Source organism: Klebsiella sp. 141153 (genome assembly GCF_032601995.1).
Lineage (GTDB): Bacteria > Pseudomonadota > Gammaproteobacteria > Enterobacterales > Enterobacteriaceae > Klebsiella > Klebsiella aerogenes.
The window spans coordinates 210,653-226,358 of record NZ_JAQIRJ010000004.1; the positions used below are offsets into that span (position 1 = coordinate 210,653).

Consider the following 15,706-nt stretch of genomic DNA (forward strand, 5'->3'; position numbering starts at 1 on the left):
CAGGGAGCGCACAGAGGGCGGCCAATCGCCGCCGCCCTCTGTACTCCCGGGCTCTGGCCGCCAAAATCGCCACTTCGTGGTGCCTTCGACTTATCCCGGCAGGCTTCGGGTCGGGCCGAGGCAGCGTCCGTGCAAAACACGGCCCTCAGCCCGCATCCATGCGGGCTGCCCCGGCCTTCCGGGAACGTCTCAGCGATTTTGAGGCCACCAATACCGGCAGTTTCAGCAGCCATTGATAAAGATGTAGCCCGGATAAGGCGCAACGCGCCGCAATCCGGGAACCGCTCAGGTTAGCTGCGTAACACGGCGCCCGGGTATCCCAACTGGCGCCAGGCTTCATACACCACCACCGACACCGCGTTTGACAGGTTCATGCTGCGGCTGTCCGGCATCATCGGAATACGGATTTTTTGCTCCGCCGGTAGGGCATCGAGGATGCTGGCCGGCAGGCCGCGCGTTTCCGGACCAAACATCAAGAAATCACCATCCTGATAGCTTACCGCGCTGTGGGCGGGCGTGCCTTTGGTGGTGAGGGCGAACAGGCGCTGCGGCTTCGCGCTGGCGATAAACGCCGCATAATCCGCGTGGCGCTGTACGGCGGTGAACTCGTGATAATCCAACCCGGCGCGTCTCAGGCGTTTATCGTCCCAGGTAAAGCCCATTGGCTCAATGATATGTAAATTGAAGCCGGTGTTGGCGCACAGGCGGATGATATTGCCGGTGTTCGGCGGGATTTCTGGTTCGAATAACACGATGTTCAGCATACTGCCCCCTTAATTGCGGGGGGCAGAATAGCAGATATTTGCCGAACCCTCACCCCGACCCTCTCCCAGAGGGAGAGGGGGAAAACCGATGCCAGCCGGACGGTCTCTCTCCCTTTGGGAGAGGGGGAAAACCGATGCCAGCCGGACGGTCTCTCTCCCTTTGGGAGAGGGAGAAACCGATGCCAGCCGGACGGTCTCTTTCCCTTTGGGAGAGGGAGAAAACCGATGCCAGCCGGATGATCCACTCTCCCTTTGGGAGAGGGGGAGAGTGAGGGAATTACGCGGCGTTGCCCTGCTTGAGCGCATCAAAGGTCTGCAGCGCTTCGGCATTCTGCACCAGCGAATCGCGGCTGATTTCACTGATGGATTTCGCCCCGGTCAGCGTCATCGCCACTTTCATCTCTTTCTCGATAAGATTGAGCAGATTCGCCACCCCCTGCTTGCCGTGGGTCGCCAGCGCGTACAGATACGCGCGGCCCAGCAGTACGCTGTCGGCGCCAAGGGCGATCATCCGCACCACGTCGAGACCGTTGCGGATGCCGCTGTCGGCGAGAATAGTGATGTCGCCTTTAACCGCATCGGCAATGGCGGGCAGGGCGCGGGCGGAAGAGAGCACGCCGTCAAGCTGGCGGCCGCCGTGGTTGGAGACGACAATGCCGTCAGCGCCGAAGCGCACCGCATCGCGGGCGTCCTCCGGGTCGAGGATCCCTTTGATCACCATCGGGCCGTCCCAGAAATCGCGGATCCACTCCAGGTCTTTCCATGAAATTGACGGATCGAAATTATTCGCCAGCCAGCCGATGTAATCCTCAAGACCGGTCGGTTTGCCGAGATAGGCGGAGATATTACCCAGATCGTGCGGGCGTCCGTTGAGGCCGACGTCCCATGCCCACTGTGGATGAGTGACGGCCTGCCAGTAGCGGCGCATGGCGGCGTTCGGGCCGCTCATGCCAGAATGGGCGTCGCGATAGCGCGCGCCGGGGGTCGGCATATCCACGGTAAAGACCAGCGTGGAGCAGCCTGCGGCTTTAGCGCGCTCCAGCGCATTACGCATAAATCCGCGATCGCGCAGGACGTACAGCTGGAACCACATCGGGCGTTTGATGGTCGGGGCGACCTCTTCAATCGGGCAAACGGAAACGGTAGAGAGGGTAAACGGGATGCCTTTGTCGTCTGCCGCACCCGCCGCCTGCACTTCGCCGCGGCGCGCGTACATGCCACATAGCCCGACCGGCGCCAGCGCCGTCGGCATTGCCAGCTTCTCGTTGAATAACGTGGTTTCCAGGCTCAAATCCGACATATTGCGCAGAATGCGCTGGCGGAGCGCCACGTCGGAGAGGTCTTCAACGTTACGGCGCAGGGTGTGTTCGGTGTAGGCGCCGCCGTCGATATAGTGGAACAGAAACGGCGGCAGGATACGCTGTGCGGCGGCGCGATAGTCGCTGGCGGCGGAAATAATCATCACGAGTTCTCCCTGGAATTTTCATTGTGGTCACCGGGCAGGCGGGTAATGCGCGCCTGGCGGGCCTGGTCTTCATCAAAACGTTTAATGGTGGCGTGGACAAAACCGAGGTGGGCCATCATCGCCTGGCGCGCGCCTTCCGCGTCGCCGGCGAAGATCGCTTCCATCACCGCCTGATGTTGTTCGGTCAGACGCGCGAACACCGGCGGCACCAGATACATGCGCTGGCGGCTCTGCTTCACCGAGGATTGCAGAAGCTCGAAGAAACCGCGCATGGTTTGCAGCAGCACCACGTTATGCGAGGCTTCAGCGATCGCCAGGTGGAAGCGAACATCCGCCTGTGAGGCGAGATCCGGGTCATCGCTGAGGGTGGCTTCAAAACAGAGGCGGATTTTTTCTTTTTCGGCGTCGGTGGCCCGCATCGCCGCATGCCAGGCGGTGCTGGCTTCAATAGCGTGGCGGGCTTCGAGAATATCAAAACTGTAGTCGGGGTCGTCGGCGAGCAGCGTTTTCAGCGGCTGGACGATGTTTTGCTCCGACCAGGGCTCATGCTGCCAGCGCACGAAGGTGCCGCCGCCGCGACGGCTAAGCAGCACCCCTTCGTTGACCAGCATCGCCAGCGCTTCACGCAGCGAATTGCGTGAAACACCGAGCTGGACGGCAAGCTGGCGCTCGGCGGGCAAACGCATGCCCGCCTCCAGCTGTTGTTCTTCTATCAGCGCCCGGACGCGATTTGCGACGTCGTCAGCCAGGCGTTTTGGCATCACTTTCACGGAATCATCCAGGTTAAGACATACGCCTGTAGCGTGGTAATCAGGCCCACCATGCAGGTGAATATCAGACTGTGCTTGACGGTAAAGCGGAACAGGTCCGACTCTTTACCCACCAGGCCTACCGCGGCGCAGGCAATGGCGATCGACTGTGGCGAAATCATCTTGCCCGTCACCCCACCGGTGGTATTCGCGGCGACCAGCAGAATATCGGAGACGCCGATTTGCTGGGCTGCCGTCGCCTGCAGCGCGGCGAATAGCGCGTTAGACGAGGTATCCGAACCGGTCAGGAAAACCCCCAGCCAGCCGAGGAACGGCGAGAAGAAGGTAAACGCGTGGCCGGTATGCGCCAGCGCCAACGCCAGCGTCGATGACAGCCCGGAGTAGTTCGAGATAAAGGCGAACGCCAGCACCATGCCGATGGAGTAAATCGGCAGCGCCAGCTCTTTCAGCGTCCCGGCGAAGGTGGTCAGCGCATCCTTCGGCTTCATACGCAGCCAGACGATAGACAGTATAGCGGCGAACAGAATGGCGGTGCCGGTCGCCGACAGCCAGTCGAATTTATACACCGCGGCGTATGGCGTCGCGGCGCTCACCACCGGCGGCATACGGGCGACCATTTTGTCGAGGAACGGTACCGAAATATTAACCACGAAGTCATACATCGCCCCGCCCGGCGCAAACAGCGCTTTAAACGGCGGCACGCTCCACAGGGTGACGGTAGCGGTGAGGAACAGGAACGGCGACCAGGCGCGAATGACCTGACCGACGGTGTAATGCGTGCGCGCCAGGGTTTGATCAACCTGCGCGGCGCCCATATCGCCAAAGCGGAAGATACGTACCGGCTGCCAGCGTTTGAGGAACAGCGTCAGGCATACCAGCGACACCAACGAAGAGATGATGTCCGGCAGTTCCGGGCCGAGGAAGTTGGAGCTGAGGTACTGCGCGATGGCGAACGAACCACCCGCGACCATCACCGCCGGCCACGTCTCTTTCACCCCGCGCCAGCCGTCCATAATCGCCATGATCCAGAACAGCACGATAATGGTCAGGAACGGCAGCTGACGGCCAACCATCTGACCGATGGCGAAGCTATCGATGCCGGTGACCTGGCCGGCGACCAGAATCGGGATCCCCATGGCGCCGAAAGCCACCGGCGCGGTGTTAACAATCAGGCACAGCCCGGCGGCGTACAGCGGATTGAAGCCGAGCCCGACCAGCAGCGCGGCGGTAATCGCCACCGGCGCGCCGAAACCGGCGGCCCCTTCGAGGAAGGCGCCAAAGGAGAAGCCGACAATCAGCATCTGCAGGCGCTGATCCGGCGTAATCGAAAGAATCGACGAGCGGATAATGTCGAACTGCCCGGTCTTCACCGAGATTTTATAGACGAAGACCGCGGCGATAATAATCCACGCGATAGGCCACAGGCCGTAGAAGAAGCCGTATACCACCGACGATAAAGCGCGATCGACCGGCATTTTGTAGAACAGCAGGGCGACAAGCAGCGCGATGGCAACGGTCCAGGTGGCGGCGATATAGCCTTTAAGCTTGAGCTTAATCAGGGCGAAAAAGAAAAACAGAATCGGCAGTGAGGCGATAAGGCTCGATAGCCAGATATTACCAGCCGGATCGTAATTTTGTTGCCAGAGGTTCATGCAGGTCTCCATCGGGCCACATCCAGTGCGTCAGGTTGGGTCTGCGCCCATTGCCGATCACACTGTTTGTAAAATTGGCCCAGCCAAATTGCGATTGTAGGGTTAACGACAATTGATGGTTAACCAAATGTTATGATGTGGCAACGTGTTTGTGATGCAAAGTGATGGATATGTGAACCGATTGACGGTTTAAGAAATAATTGGTTGGGCCAATTTGGTGGGGAAGGAGAAATTGGCTGTGAGTTCACGGCCCGGTAGGGCTACCGGGTAATAGACGACGAACTCACAGCGGGCAAAAGATTAAAACTCGCTCTTCGCGAAGCCGGTCATCTCTTTGAGGCCCATTTCGCGGCCCAGCGCGGTCATCGGGTGGACGACAACCAGTCCGCGCACGCTTTTCTTCAGCTTGCCCATATCGGCCTGCTCTTTCTTGGTAATAGCGCGACGGTGCGGCATGCTCATCAGCTTCTGCGCTTCTTTGCTCAGCTTCTGCGACTGGACGGAACGCAGACGTTCGATTTCCGTTTCCAGGGTCGCTTTTTCTTTTTCCAGCTCCGCGTATTTATCGGCGGCTTCGACCAGCGACAGGTCGGCCTGCTGGTGGCGGATGGCGTCGAGACGGTCGCTCAAACGCTTGATTTCATTCTTTTCGACTTCTTTCATGGTAATTTTATCTGTGAATAAAAGGGCTTCGACGTTACATAGTATGGGCCGGGCGGGCCTTTGTTGATAGTTTTTTATCGAAATACTCGCGGCTATACGGCCATAAGCATGAGACCAGATAGATTATAATTATTTGAAAAATAATGATATTGTCGTTTTAATTAAGCTGTTTGTCATTTTTGTGAGGCCTGACGGCCATTCCGCACGTTTTCCTCAACTTGCTCCCTTTTTTTCGCCAATCCTTAATAAGATCCCCCTGAACAGAGGAGAGCGTGATGGCGAAAATCGGCGACGGCGTACCACGTATCATCGATAAAACGGTAGATTTCATGGCCTCGAGCCAGGCGTTTATGGAATATCTGAAAAAATGCCCGCGTTTACAGCGGATACCGCGCGATATTCCTGAGGATAAAAAGGAGCTATTCCTGAGTCGTCTGGAGTATTACCGGCAGCTGTACCGGCCGACGTGCGACCAGCAAGAAACGGAGTCAGAGCGTTGATTTCTGGAAGGCTTTTTTTAAGCTGATTCGAGAAATCAGCTCAGTCAGAGACAACACCATCGTTGAACGTACCATCTGCTGGTAGCGCAGTTTCTGCATTGCCAGCAGTTCCCTATCGCTCTCATCAAACAGCGGCGTCGGCGGAAGCGCGGCGACGCAGTGCAGTTCGCCTAACGGCCCGAGAATTTCATCATCGGTGAAAGTGTACTCATTACCGTCATGATTGAGCTCTTCACGCAGCGCCATCAATAGCTCGGCATCTTCGTATTCGGCGCGGCTTATCACCCCAAGGCCGTAGATAAGCTTCAGGCGTACGGAAAGGTCGCCCAGCGGCCCACTGCCATCCAGCAATGGCTCCACTGCGTATTTCACCGCGTAATCGTCTTTGCGGAATACCTGAAGTACCAGAATATTGACCGCCTCCGTCAGGAGTTCGACGGCGGCTATCAGGAAACTTCTTACGGTCTTACCAGCATTTAAACGCTCAAGTACGCGGTTTTCAAATGCCTGTGTTTCTTCCATTATTGCCTGCATATCGGACAGGAGTGGTATTGGGCGCGGCATCGGCCGCGCCAGGTTGTACATCATTTTACCGCGTTGTAGTCGTTAACGGCTTCCGCCACTACCGCGCTTGCCGCATCCAGGCCGGAAATCTGCGCCAGCGCGGCCTGTGGGCCTTTTTCGCTAATCAGCGCCGCCAGCTCCTGCGCCTGCGGATCGTCTTCGCTGCGGAAATGCATAGCCGCGGCAATCCCTTTTACCAGGTTCCGGTGCGGCAGGCCGTATTCTAGCGTGCCAAGCAGCGGCTTGATCAAACGATCGCCCGCGCTCAGTTTACGCAGCGGCTGGCGGCCGACGCGCTCCACATCATCTTTCAGATACGGGTTCTCAAAGCGACCAAGGATTTTCTGGATATAAGCCGCGTGTTTCTGCGCATCAAAGCTGTAGCGTTTGATCAGCACCGCGCCGCTCTCTTCCATTGCGCCTTTTACGACGGCGCGAATGTTCTCATCAAGAATCGCGTCGCGAATCGTTTGATGGCCCGCCAGTTTCCCGAGGTAGGCGGTTATAGCATGCCCGGTGTTTAAGGTGAATAGCTTACGTTCGACAAATGCCATCAGGTTATCGGTTAATTCCATTCCTGGGATGTTCGGCAGCTCGCCCTTAAACTGGGTTTTATCCACAATCCATTCGCTGAAGGTTTCAACGGTGACTTCCAGCGGATCGTTGGTGGCGGAAGCCGACGGCGGCACGATACGGTCTACGGCGGAATCGACGAAGCCGATATGCGCTTCAACCCACGATTTATCTTCTTCCGTCAGCGCGTTAAACACATGGCCTTTCAGCTGGGTGGTGCCGCGCACCATGTTTTCGCAGGCGATGATATTCAGCGGGCGTTCAATACCCTGCGCTTTGCGTTTCACCAGGCCTTTGGCGATGGCCGGAGCGATACGCTCCAGAACGACGGGACCGACGGCGGTGGTCACCAGGTCGACATCGGCGATCAGATCCACCACTTCATCGCCAATGCTGCTGACGGCATTCACGCCGGAGACGGTGTCAACCTGTTCGTTTTCGCCCACTACGTGAACCTGATAGCTATGACGGGCATTCAGGGCGTCAAGGACCACCTGATTGACATCGGCGAACGTGAGGGTGATACCGGCGTCAGCCAGCAGTTTGCCAATGAAGCCACGTCCGATATTACCTGCGCCAAAATGTAATGCTTTCATAGTATTAACCTTCAATTAATGTTTTTACCTGAGAGGGCTGGGGTGAGGCTTTTCCCTCACCCCAACCCTCTCCCAAAGGGAGAGGGCGTGGAGCGTTGTGGTTATTTATTCAGCAACGACAGGACTTCTTCGACGCTGGTGGTTTTCGCCAGCCGCTCAATCACGGTTTCATCATCCAGCGCGTTGGTAAGGCTAGTGATAACGTGAATGTGTTCGTTGTTGCGAGCGGCGATACCGATGACCAGACGCGCGACTTCATCTTCTTCTTCGCCGAAGCGCACGCCTTCCGGATACTGGCAGAAGACGACGCCGGTTTTCAGCACCCGGTCTTTCGCTTCGATGGTACCGTGCGGTACGGCGATGGATTCGCCAAGATAGGTCGAGGTCAGCTTCTCGCGGTCAAGCATCGCCTGCACGTATTCCGGCTCAACGTATCCGCCTTTCACCAGTTGTTCACCGGCGAAGCGAATCGCCTCTTCTTTGGTGGCCGCTTTACGCCCCAGGAAGATGTTATCCGCGCCCAGCTGGAACAGATTTTTGTCGTCATTATCAAAGCTATCTTTCAGGCTATCGGTGACCTTTACTTCGTTGTCGATGTGGCGCTGCGCCGCAACCAGACGCTCGGTCAGGCTGGTGTACAGGCCGCTGTCGAGGAAGTTGGTCAGCGAAATATGCTGCGCCTGCGGTACCTGGCGCATGGCGCGCTCGGTCAGGTCGCGGTGGGTGATCACCAGGTCGACATCCGGCGGCAGATTGTTAATCGCGCTGTTGGTGACCGAAATGTTGCTCAGTCCGGCATCCTGCACCTTCTTACGCAGTACCCCGGCGCCCATGGCGCTGGAACCCATACCGGCGTCGCAGGCAACGATGATTTTACGCACGTGGCTCAGGTCGTTAGCCACGTCGCCCGCGGCCAGCGGCGTCGCCGCGCCTTTGGACTCGGCTTTCATGTCGTGCATGCGACGGGTTGCGGCTTCGATATCGTCTTCTTCCTTCACTTTGCTGGTTTTCAGCAGGATGGCAGAGACAATAAAGGAGACCGCCATCGCCGCAATAATGGCCGCGATGTTAGCGAAGTAGGCGCCTTTTGGCGTCATCGCCAGTACCGCCAGAATGGAACCTGGGGAAGCCGGAGAAACCAGGCCGCCGTTGAGGATAGTCAGGGTGAAGACGCCGGTCATACCGCCGAGGATAACGGCCAGAATCAGACGCGGGTTCATCAGCACGTACGGGAAGTAAATTTCGTGAATACCGCCCAGGAAGTGAATGATTGCCGCACCGCCCGCAGACTGCTTCGCGCTGCCGCGGCCAAAGAACATGTACGCCAGCAGGACGCCCATCCCCGGACCCGGGTTAGCTTCAATCAGGAAGAAGATGGATTTGCCAAGCTCATGGGACTGCTGAATACCCAGCGGCGAGAAGATACCGTGGTTAATCGCGTTATTGAGGAACAGGATTTTCGCCGGTTCAACAAAGATAGACGCCAGCGGCAGCATGTCGTGCGCCACCATGAAGTTAACGCCGGCCGCCAGCAGTTTTGACAGCACTTCAACCGCCGGGCCGATGCCGAGGAACGCCAGAATGGCAAGGATCATCCCGATGATACCGGCGGAGAAGTTATTCACCAGCATTTCGAAACCGGATTTGATCTTACCGTCTACCCAGGCGTCAAATTTCTTGATGCAGTAGCCGCCGAGCGGACCGGCGATCATCGAACCGAGGAACATCGGCATATCCGCGCCGACGATAACGCCCATGGTGGTGATAGCGCCGACGACGCCGCCGCGTTCGCCGCCCACCAGCTTACCGCCGGTATAACCGATCAGCAGCGGCAGCAGATAGGTGATCATCGGGCCGACCAGCTTCGCCAGCGTCTCGTTCGGCAACCACCCTGTTGGAATAAATAACGCGGTGATAATCCCCCACGCGATAAACGCGCCGATATTCGGCATCACCATATTGCTGAGGAAACGACCAAAGCTTTGCACTTTGATCTTGATATCGGATGACATAAAACACCCCTTCTTCTGTTTTGCTTATCGCGCAGGCTGAACGCCCGAGGTTTGTTGTTAATGTGGCGGCAGAGGTAGCCGGACCCTGATTGATAGTGCGAAATCTGGCACTGAATCGTTAAGCTGTCCAGCAAGTGACTTTTTATGTGATGTGCATCACATAAATATAGGGGGCTGGTACTTATATGTAGTGATCTCAATCACAAAAATGATGTGTAAAAAAACAACAACACGTAATGGGAGGCCATAAATCGCATATTTATGTGATGGTTGTCACATTATAACTTTGCTGTTTTGTTATTTGTTTGTGATATGAATCACAAAATATTTTGCGCTCAATTCCGTCTTGTGTGATCTGCGGCAGGTTCTGTCTTCCCCAACGGCCAACGATGTAACTTTGCAACTCGCCTGCATGAAGAACATTTTTTGCCGCTGATGGCGGAAATGAATACGGTGAATTATGCTCAAATTGTCAGCCAGGCGCCGCTTCGCGGTCGCTCACAATTCCAATAATCTATTAGCGTGAATCGAGGAAATTATGTTTCTCAATTATTTTGCGCTGGGCGTTCTGATCTTCGTTTTTCTGGTTATTTTTTACGGGATTATTATTTTGCACGATATTCCGTACCTGATTGCGAAGAAACGTAATCATCCGCACTCTGACGCAATTCACGTCGCGGGGTGGGTCAGCCTGTTTACGCTGCACGTAATATGGCCATTTTTATGGATCTGGGCCACCCTCTATCAGCCGGAGCGCGGCTGGGGAATGCAGCATAAGCCGAATGAAGCAGGGCCTGATGATGCCGACAGCGAGCTGGCGCAGCTCAATCAGCGTATCGCTGAACTCGAACATAAAATCGCGCATCTGCAGCCGACAGCGCCGCCATCCTCGACGGAGAAATAATCATGGACCTGTTGATCATTTTGACGTACGTGGCCATTGCGTGGTCGGTATTTAAAATATTCCGTATTCCGGTAAATAAATGGACGGTCCCGACCGCGGCCCTGGGCGGCGTATTTATTGTTAGCGCGCTTATTTTATTGATGAACTATAACCACCCTTATACTTTTACGGCGCAGAAAGCGGTTATTTCCATTCCTATTACGCCGCAGGTTACCGGCATTGTCAGCAGCGTGACCGATAAAGCCAACCAGCGGGTGAAAAAGGGCGAGGTATTATTTACTATCGACCCGGCGCGCTACCAGGCGCGTGTCGACCGACTGCAGGCCGATCTGGTCACCGCATTGCACAGTATCAACACCCTGAAAGCCCAACTGCAGGAAGCGCAGGCGAACACCGTGCGCGTTTCCGCCGAGCGCGACCGGCTGTATAAAGATTATCAGCGCTATTTGAAAGGCAGCCAGGCGCGGGTCAACCCGTTTTCGGAAAGCGATATCGATAATGCCCGGCAAAACTACCTTGCCCAGGATGCATTGGTGAAAGCCTCCGTCGCCGAGCAGGCGCAGATTCAGAGCCAACTGGATAGCACGCTGAATGGCGAACAGTCGCAGGTGGTGAGCCTGCGCGCGCAGTTGGCGGAAGCGAAATATAATCTCGATCAGACCACCGTCCGGGCGCCGAGCGATGGCTACATTACCCAGGTACTGATTCGCCCGGGAACCTACGCCGCGTCGCTGCCGCTGCGCCCGGTGATGGTCTTTATTCCGCAACAAAAACGGCTGATTGTCGCCCAGTTCCGCCAGAATTCGTTGCTCAGGCTGGAAGCCGGCGATGATGCCGAAGCGGTGTTTAACGCACTGCCAGGGCAGGTATTCCACGGTAAACTGGTAAACGTATTGCCGGTGGTGCCGGGGGGGACTTATCAGGCGCAGGGATCGCTGCAGTCGCTGAGCGTCACGCCGGGTACCGATGGCGTGCTGGCGACGATTGAACTGGATCCCGATGCGCAAGTCGATGCGCTGCCCGACGGCATCTACGCCCAGGTAGCGGTCTATTCCGACCATTTCACCCACGTGTCGGTGATGAGAAAAGTGCTGCTGCGCATGACCAGCTGGATGCACTACCTCTATCTCGATCATTAATGCGATCGGCGGCAGGTTGAGACAACGTCGCGCCTGCCATTTGCCTGCGCCTGAACCATACTGATCTTTTCGTTGGCGAAAGGAGCAGGCAATGAAACTTATCGGCAGCTATACCAGTCCTTTTGTACGTAAAATTTCCGTCATCTTGCTGGAAAAGGCGATTCCCTTCGAGTTTGTGAACGAACTCCCCTATAACGACGTCAACGGCGTGGCGCAGTACAACCCGCTGGGTAAAGTCCCGGCGCTGCTGACCGATGACGGCGCGTGCTGGTTTGATTCGCCCATTATTGCGCAATATCTGGAACTGCTTAACGTCGCGCCGGCGATGCTGCCCGCGGAACCTCTGGCGGCGCTGAAGATACGCCAGCTGGAAGCCTTATCTGACGGCATCATGGAGGCGGCGATCGCGCTGGTGCGGGAAAAAGCGCGTCCGGCGGCCCAGCAGTCAGAAACCGAGCTGCTCCGCCAGCGGGAAAAAATCGCCCGCGGTCTTGATATGTTGGAAGGGTATGCCGCCGACGGTACCTTGCGTAATGGTGAACTGAATCTGGCGACCATTACTGCCGCCTGCGCCATTGCTTATCTGAATTTCCGTCGCGTGGCTCCCGGATGGTGCGCGACGCGGCCAAAACTGGTCAAACTGGTCGAGACCTTATTTCAGCGCACCAGTTTTGCGCGTACCGAACCGCCAGGGAGTTGACCCAGGCAGGTAACAGTTTCCTCGCGCAGGCGTTACAATCGCCACTCATTGTTGACTCCCTCTCCCGTCGGGAGGGGGGAAAATAACTTATCGTCAGGTTCACTCATGTCTACCGATACTCGCGCGCTTTATACCCGGCTTCCGGCCATTGATCGTTTACTTCGCGATCCCGCTTTTGCTTTACTGCTCGATCGTCATGGCCATTCGCAAATCGTGGCGCTGCTGCGCCAGATGTTGGATGAGGCGCGGGAGCATATCAGCCAGGCGCAGGCATTGCCAGAGTGGTGCGACGACTGGCCGCAAGAGACCGCCAGCCGGCTGAATCTTAACCAGCAGAGCGCGTTGCGTCCGGTATTCAACCTCACGGGCACCGTGCTGCACACCAATCTGGGGCGCGCAATCCAGGCGGAAGCCGCGGTACAGGCGGTAGCGCAGGCGATGCGCGCGCCGGTCACGCTGGAATACGATCTCGACGATGCCGGACGCGGTCATCGCGACCGGGCATTGGCCGATCTGCTGTGCCGCATTACCGGCGCGGAAGATGCCTGTATCGTCAATAACAACGCGGCGGCGGTGCTGCTGATGCTGGCGGCGACGGCCAGCGGGAAAGAAGTGGTGGTCTCGCGCGGCGAACTGGTCGAGATCGGCGGCGCATTTCGCATCCCCGACGTCATGCGCCAGGCCGGTTGTCTGCTGCATGAAGTGGGCACCACTAACCGCACCCATGCTAAAGATTATCGTCAGGCTATCAATGAGCAGACCGCCCTGCTGATGAAAGTGCATACCAGCAACTACAGCATTGAAGGCTTTACCAAAGCGATTGATGAAGCGGAACTGGCGGAAATTGGCCGCGAATATGGCGTACCGGTGGTGGCCGATCTCGGCAGCGGCTCGCTGGTAGATTTGAGCCAGTACGGTTTACCGAAAGAACCAATGCCGCAGGAATTGATTGCCGCGGGCGTGAACCTGGTGAGCTTTTCCGGCGATAAGCTGCTCGGCGGGCCGCAGGCGGGGATTATCGTCGGCGACAGGTCGCTGATCGCGAAGTTACAGAGTCATCCGCTTAAGCGCGCGCTGCGGGCGGATAAAATGACCCTGGCGGCGCTGGAGGCGACTCTGCGCCTGTATTTGCATCCGGAAGCGCTGGCCGACGAGCTGCCGACGCTACGCTTGCTAACCCGCCGCGCCGAGGATATTCGCCAGCAGGGCGAGCGCATACAGCCTGCGTTAGCGGCGCACTATAGCGATTTTGACGTGCGCGTTGAAGCGTGTTTATCGCAGATTGGCAGCGGGTCGTTGCCGGTCGACCGACTGCCCAGCGCCGCGTTAACCTTTACGCCGCGCGATGGTCGCGGCAGCCAGCTGGAAGCGCTGGCCGCCCGCTGGCGCGCCTTACCGATACCGACGATCGGCAGAATCTATGATGGCCGTCTGTGGCTGGATCTGCGCTGTCTTGAAGATGAACCCCGGTTTATGGAGATGTTATTGAGATGATTATTGCCACCGCCGGTCATGTGGACCACGGCAAAACCACGCTGCTGCAGGCGATTACCGGCGTCAACGCCGATCGCCTGCCGGAAGAGAAATCACGCGGGATGACTATCGATCTCGGCTACGCCTATTGGCCGCAGCCCGATGGCCGGGTGTTGGGTTTTATCGATGTTCCGGGGCATGAAAAGTTTTTGTCCAACATGCTGGCCGGCGTGGGCGGGATCGATCACGCGCTGTTGGTGGTGGCCTGCGATGACGGCGTGATGGCGCAAACCCGCGAGCATCTGGCGATTCTGCAGCTGACGGGAAAACCGACGTTAACCGTCGCGTTGACCAAAACGGACCGCGTGGAAGCGGCGCGCGTTGCCGAAGTTCGGGCGCAGGTAGAATCCACGCTGAGCGAGCTGGGGTTCGACGCCGCTGCTTTCTTCGCCACCGCGGCGACGGAAAATCTCGGCATTGCCGAACTGCGCAGCCATTTACTTCAGCTGGCTGAGCGCGAGCATCCGCGACAGCAGCGTTTTCGTCTGGCGCTGGATCGCGCCTTTACCGTCAAGGGCGCGGGGCTGGTGGTGACCGGAACGGCGTTATCCGGCGAGGTAAAAATCGGCGATACCCTCTGGCTGACCGGCGCCAATAAACCCATGCGCGTCCGCGGGCTGCATGCGCAGAATCAGCCGGTTGAACAGGCGCGGGCCGGGCAGCGTATCGCGCTGAACATCGTCGGCGACGCGCAAAAAGAGGATCTCAGCCGCGGCGACTGGCTGCTCTCGGCGCAGCCTGCAGAACCTTGCGAGCGGGCGATTGTCGAGCTCACCTGCCACGCGCCGCTCAGCCAGTGGCAGTCGCTGCACATCCACCATGCCGCCAGCCATATCACCGGCCGCGTTTCGCTACTGGAAGGCAATTTGGCCGAGCTGGTGCTGGATACCCCGCTGTGGCTGGCGGATAACGATCGCCTGGTGTTGCGCGATATCTCCGCCCGTTTGACGCTGGCTGGCGCGCGGGTGGTGACGCTGAATCCGCCGCGCCGCGGTAAACGCAAACCGGAATATTTGCAGTGGCTCTCTTTGCTCGCCGCCGCGCGAGACGACGCGCAGGCGTTGGATATTCATCTGCAGCGCGATGCGGTGCGTCTTGACGAGTTTGCCTGGGCGCGGCAGCTGAGCGCCGACGGCCTGACGGCATTAATTAACCGTCCGGATTACCTGCAGGCCGGTAACAGTCTGCTTAGCGCGCCGCTGGCCGCCCGCTGGCAGAAAAAGCTGCTCGACGCTCTGGCCCGTTATCACGACCAGCATCGAGATGAGCCGGGGCCCGGTCGTGAACGCCTGCGGCGAATTGCGCTGCCGATGGAAGATGAAGCGCTGGTGCTGCTGTTGATTGAACAGATGCGCAGCAGCGGCGTCATTCAAAGCCATCACGGCTGGCTGCACCTGCCGGAGCATAAAGCCGGGTTTACCGATGAGCAGCAGGCCATCTGGCAGCGCGTGGAACCGCTCTTCGCCGATGAGCCATGGTGGGTACGCGACCTGGCGCGCGATCTGAACGTCGAAGAGTCGTTGATGCGCGCGGTGCTGCGCCAGGCGGCGCAGCAGGGGATGATTACGGCGATCGTAAAAGATCGTTATTATCGCAACGATCGCATCGTTGAATTTGCGCAGTTGATCCGCCGACTGGATCTGCAGCGCGGTTCCACCTGCGCAGCGGATTTTCGCGATACGTTAAATATTGGCCGTAAACTGGCGATTCAAATTCTTGAATATTTCGACCGCATTGGCTTTACCCGCCGTCGTGGTAACGATCATCTTCTCCGCGACGCGCTGTTATTCCCTGAAAATAAAAACGGCGAATAATAACGCAAATGAAAAATTAAGCCGGTAATGTTTAACAGTACGTTAAAAATAAAGATA

Annotated in this window: 14 protein-coding genes; 6 read left to right on the forward strand and 8 right to left on the reverse strand. The window is 57.5% G+C overall.

Going from position 1 to position 15,706, the window contains the following annotated elements:
* Positions 1-290 precede the first annotated feature (290 nt).
* The 5 genes from trmL to PGS10_RS09585 all read right to left on the reverse strand — a co-directional run bounded on the left by trmL (position 291) and on the right by PGS10_RS09585 (position 5,314).
* Positions 291-764: a tRNA (uridine(34)/cytosine(34)/5-carboxymethylaminomethyluridine(34)-2'-O)-methyltransferase TrmL gene (gene trmL, locus PGS10_RS09565; RefSeq protein WP_045359275.1), complete on the reverse strand. Its 474-nt coding sequence runs from the start codon at positions 762-764 to the stop codon at positions 291-293.
* Positions 765-1,041: 277 nt separating this feature from the next.
* A complete protein-coding gene (gene lldD / locus PGS10_RS09570) occupies positions 1,042-2,226 on the reverse strand; it encodes an FMN-dependent L-lactate dehydrogenase LldD (RefSeq protein WP_316422867.1) in 1,185 nt (394 codons plus the stop codon).
* Positions 2,226-2,999, reverse strand: coding sequence for a transcriptional regulator LldR (lldR, locus tag PGS10_RS09575; RefSeq protein ID WP_015369184.1), 774 nt, complete (start codon positions 2,997-2,999; stop codon positions 2,226-2,228). The genes lldD and lldR overlap by 1 nt, the downstream gene beginning before the upstream one ends.
* On the reverse strand, positions 2,996-4,651 hold the full coding sequence (gene lldP, locus PGS10_RS09580) for an L-lactate permease (RefSeq protein WP_047047673.1): 1,656 nt from the start codon (positions 4,649-4,651) through the stop codon (positions 2,996-2,998). The genes lldR and lldP overlap by 4 nt, the downstream gene beginning before the upstream one ends.
* 300 nt (positions 4,652-4,951) lie before the next feature.
* On the reverse strand, positions 4,952-5,314 hold the full coding sequence (locus PGS10_RS09585; RefSeq protein ID WP_015369186.1) for a YibL family ribosome-associated protein: 363 nt from the start codon (positions 5,312-5,314) through the stop codon (positions 4,952-4,954).
* Positions 5,315-5,589: 275 nt separating this feature from the next.
* Here PGS10_RS09585 and PGS10_RS09590 point away from each other — a divergent pair, with 275 nt between their 5' ends.
* Positions 5,590-5,814 carry a hypothetical protein gene (locus tag PGS10_RS09590; RefSeq protein WP_045390655.1) on the forward strand — a complete coding sequence of 75 codons (225 nt, stop codon included), beginning with the start codon at positions 5,590-5,592 and terminating at the stop codon, positions 5,812-5,814.
* On the opposite strand, the gene mtlR is transcribed toward PGS10_RS09590, so the two are convergent.
* The 3 genes from mtlR to mtlA all read right to left on the reverse strand — a co-directional run bounded on the left by mtlR (position 5,803) and on the right by mtlA (position 9,559).
* Positions 5,803-6,399, reverse strand: a complete 597-nt coding sequence (gene mtlR, locus PGS10_RS09595; protein ID WP_045390658.1) for a mannitol operon repressor MtlR — start codon at positions 6,397-6,399, stop codon at positions 5,803-5,805. The two genes, PGS10_RS09590 and mtlR, sit on opposite strands and share 12 nt — an antisense overlap.
* Entirely contained in the window at positions 6,399-7,547 is a 1,149-nt protein-coding gene (gene mtlD / locus PGS10_RS09600) for a mannitol-1-phosphate 5-dehydrogenase (protein WP_316422788.1), read from the reverse strand. Before mtlD ends, mtlR begins: the two co-directional genes overlap by 1 nt.
* Positions 7,548-7,648: 101 nt before the next feature.
* Entirely contained in the window at positions 7,649-9,559 is a 1,911-nt protein-coding gene (mtlA, locus tag PGS10_RS09605; protein WP_047047680.1) for a PTS mannitol transporter subunit IICBA, read from the reverse strand.
* A gap of 538 nt (positions 9,560-10,097) precedes the next feature.
* Between mtlA and PGS10_RS09610 the strand changes: the two genes are divergently transcribed.
* From PGS10_RS09610 to selB, 5 genes are all read left to right on the forward strand, one after another.
* The gene (locus tag PGS10_RS09610; protein ID WP_315711859.1) at positions 10,098-10,463 is read left to right on the forward strand and encodes a DUF3302 domain-containing protein; all 366 of its coding nucleotides are present in this window, start codon (positions 10,098-10,100) and stop codon (positions 10,461-10,463) included.
* Positions 10,464-10,465: 2 nt separating this feature from the next.
* Positions 10,466-11,602 (forward strand): HlyD family secretion protein, encoded by a 1,137-nt coding sequence (locus PGS10_RS09615; RefSeq protein WP_042893612.1) that lies wholly within the window; start codon positions 10,466-10,468, stop codon positions 11,600-11,602.
* Between the two features lie 91 nt (positions 11,603-11,693).
* Positions 11,694-12,302 carry a glutathione S-transferase gene (locus tag PGS10_RS09620; protein WP_047078823.1) on the forward strand — a complete coding sequence of 203 codons (609 nt, stop codon included), beginning with the start codon at positions 11,694-11,696 and terminating at the stop codon, positions 12,300-12,302.
* A 105-nt stretch (positions 12,303-12,407) separates the two neighbouring features.
* Positions 12,408-13,796, forward strand: coding sequence for an L-seryl-tRNA(Sec) selenium transferase (gene selA, locus PGS10_RS09625; RefSeq protein WP_316422790.1), 1,389 nt, complete (start codon positions 12,408-12,410; stop codon positions 13,794-13,796).
* Entirely contained in the window at positions 13,793-15,649 is a 1,857-nt protein-coding gene (gene selB, locus PGS10_RS09630; RefSeq protein ID WP_045390675.1) for a selenocysteine-specific translation elongation factor, read from the forward strand. The genes selA and selB overlap by 4 nt, the downstream gene beginning before the upstream one ends.
* Positions 15,650-15,706 lie beyond the last annotated feature (57 nt).

Bases quoted from the DNA above. Each gene is read 5' to 3' on its own strand.
- trmL (WP_045359275.1), bottom strand. From the start codon at position 764: ATGCTGAACATCGTGTTATTCGAACCAGAAATCCCGCCGAACACCGGC.
- lldD (WP_316422867.1), bottom strand. From the start codon at position 2,226: ATGATTATTTCCGCCGCCAGCGACTATCGCGCCGCCGCACAGCGTATC.
- lldP (WP_047047673.1), bottom strand. From the start codon at position 4,651: ATGAACCTCTGGCAACAAAATTACGATCCGGCTGGTAATATCTGGCTA.
- PGS10_RS09585 (WP_015369186.1), bottom strand. From the start codon at position 5,314: ATGAAAGAAGTCGAAAAGAATGAAATCAAGCGTTTGAGCGACCGTCTC.
- PGS10_RS09590 (WP_045390655.1), top strand. From the start codon at position 5,590: ATGGCGAAAATCGGCGACGGCGTACCACGTATCATCGATAAAACGGTA.
- mtlR (WP_045390658.1), bottom strand. From the start codon at position 6,399: ATGTACAACCTGGCGCGGCCGATGCCGCGCCCAATACCACTCCTGTCC.
- mtlD (WP_316422788.1), bottom strand. From the start codon at position 7,547: ATGAAAGCATTACATTTTGGCGCAGGTAATATCGGACGTGGCTTCATT.
- mtlA (WP_047047680.1), bottom strand. From the start codon at position 9,559: ATGTCATCCGATATCAAGATCAAAGTGCAAAGCTTTGGTCGTTTCCTC.
- PGS10_RS09610 (WP_315711859.1), top strand. From the start codon at position 10,098: ATGTTTCTCAATTATTTTGCGCTGGGCGTTCTGATCTTCGTTTTTCTG.
- PGS10_RS09615 (WP_042893612.1), top strand. From the start codon at position 10,466: ATGGACCTGTTGATCATTTTGACGTACGTGGCCATTGCGTGGTCGGTA.
- PGS10_RS09620 (WP_047078823.1), top strand. From the start codon at position 11,694: ATGAAACTTATCGGCAGCTATACCAGTCCTTTTGTACGTAAAATTTCC.
- selA (WP_316422790.1), top strand. From the start codon at position 12,408: ATGTCTACCGATACTCGCGCGCTTTATACCCGGCTTCCGGCCATTGAT.
- selB (WP_045390675.1), top strand. From the start codon at position 13,793: ATGATTATTGCCACCGCCGGTCATGTGGACCACGGCAAAACCACGCTG.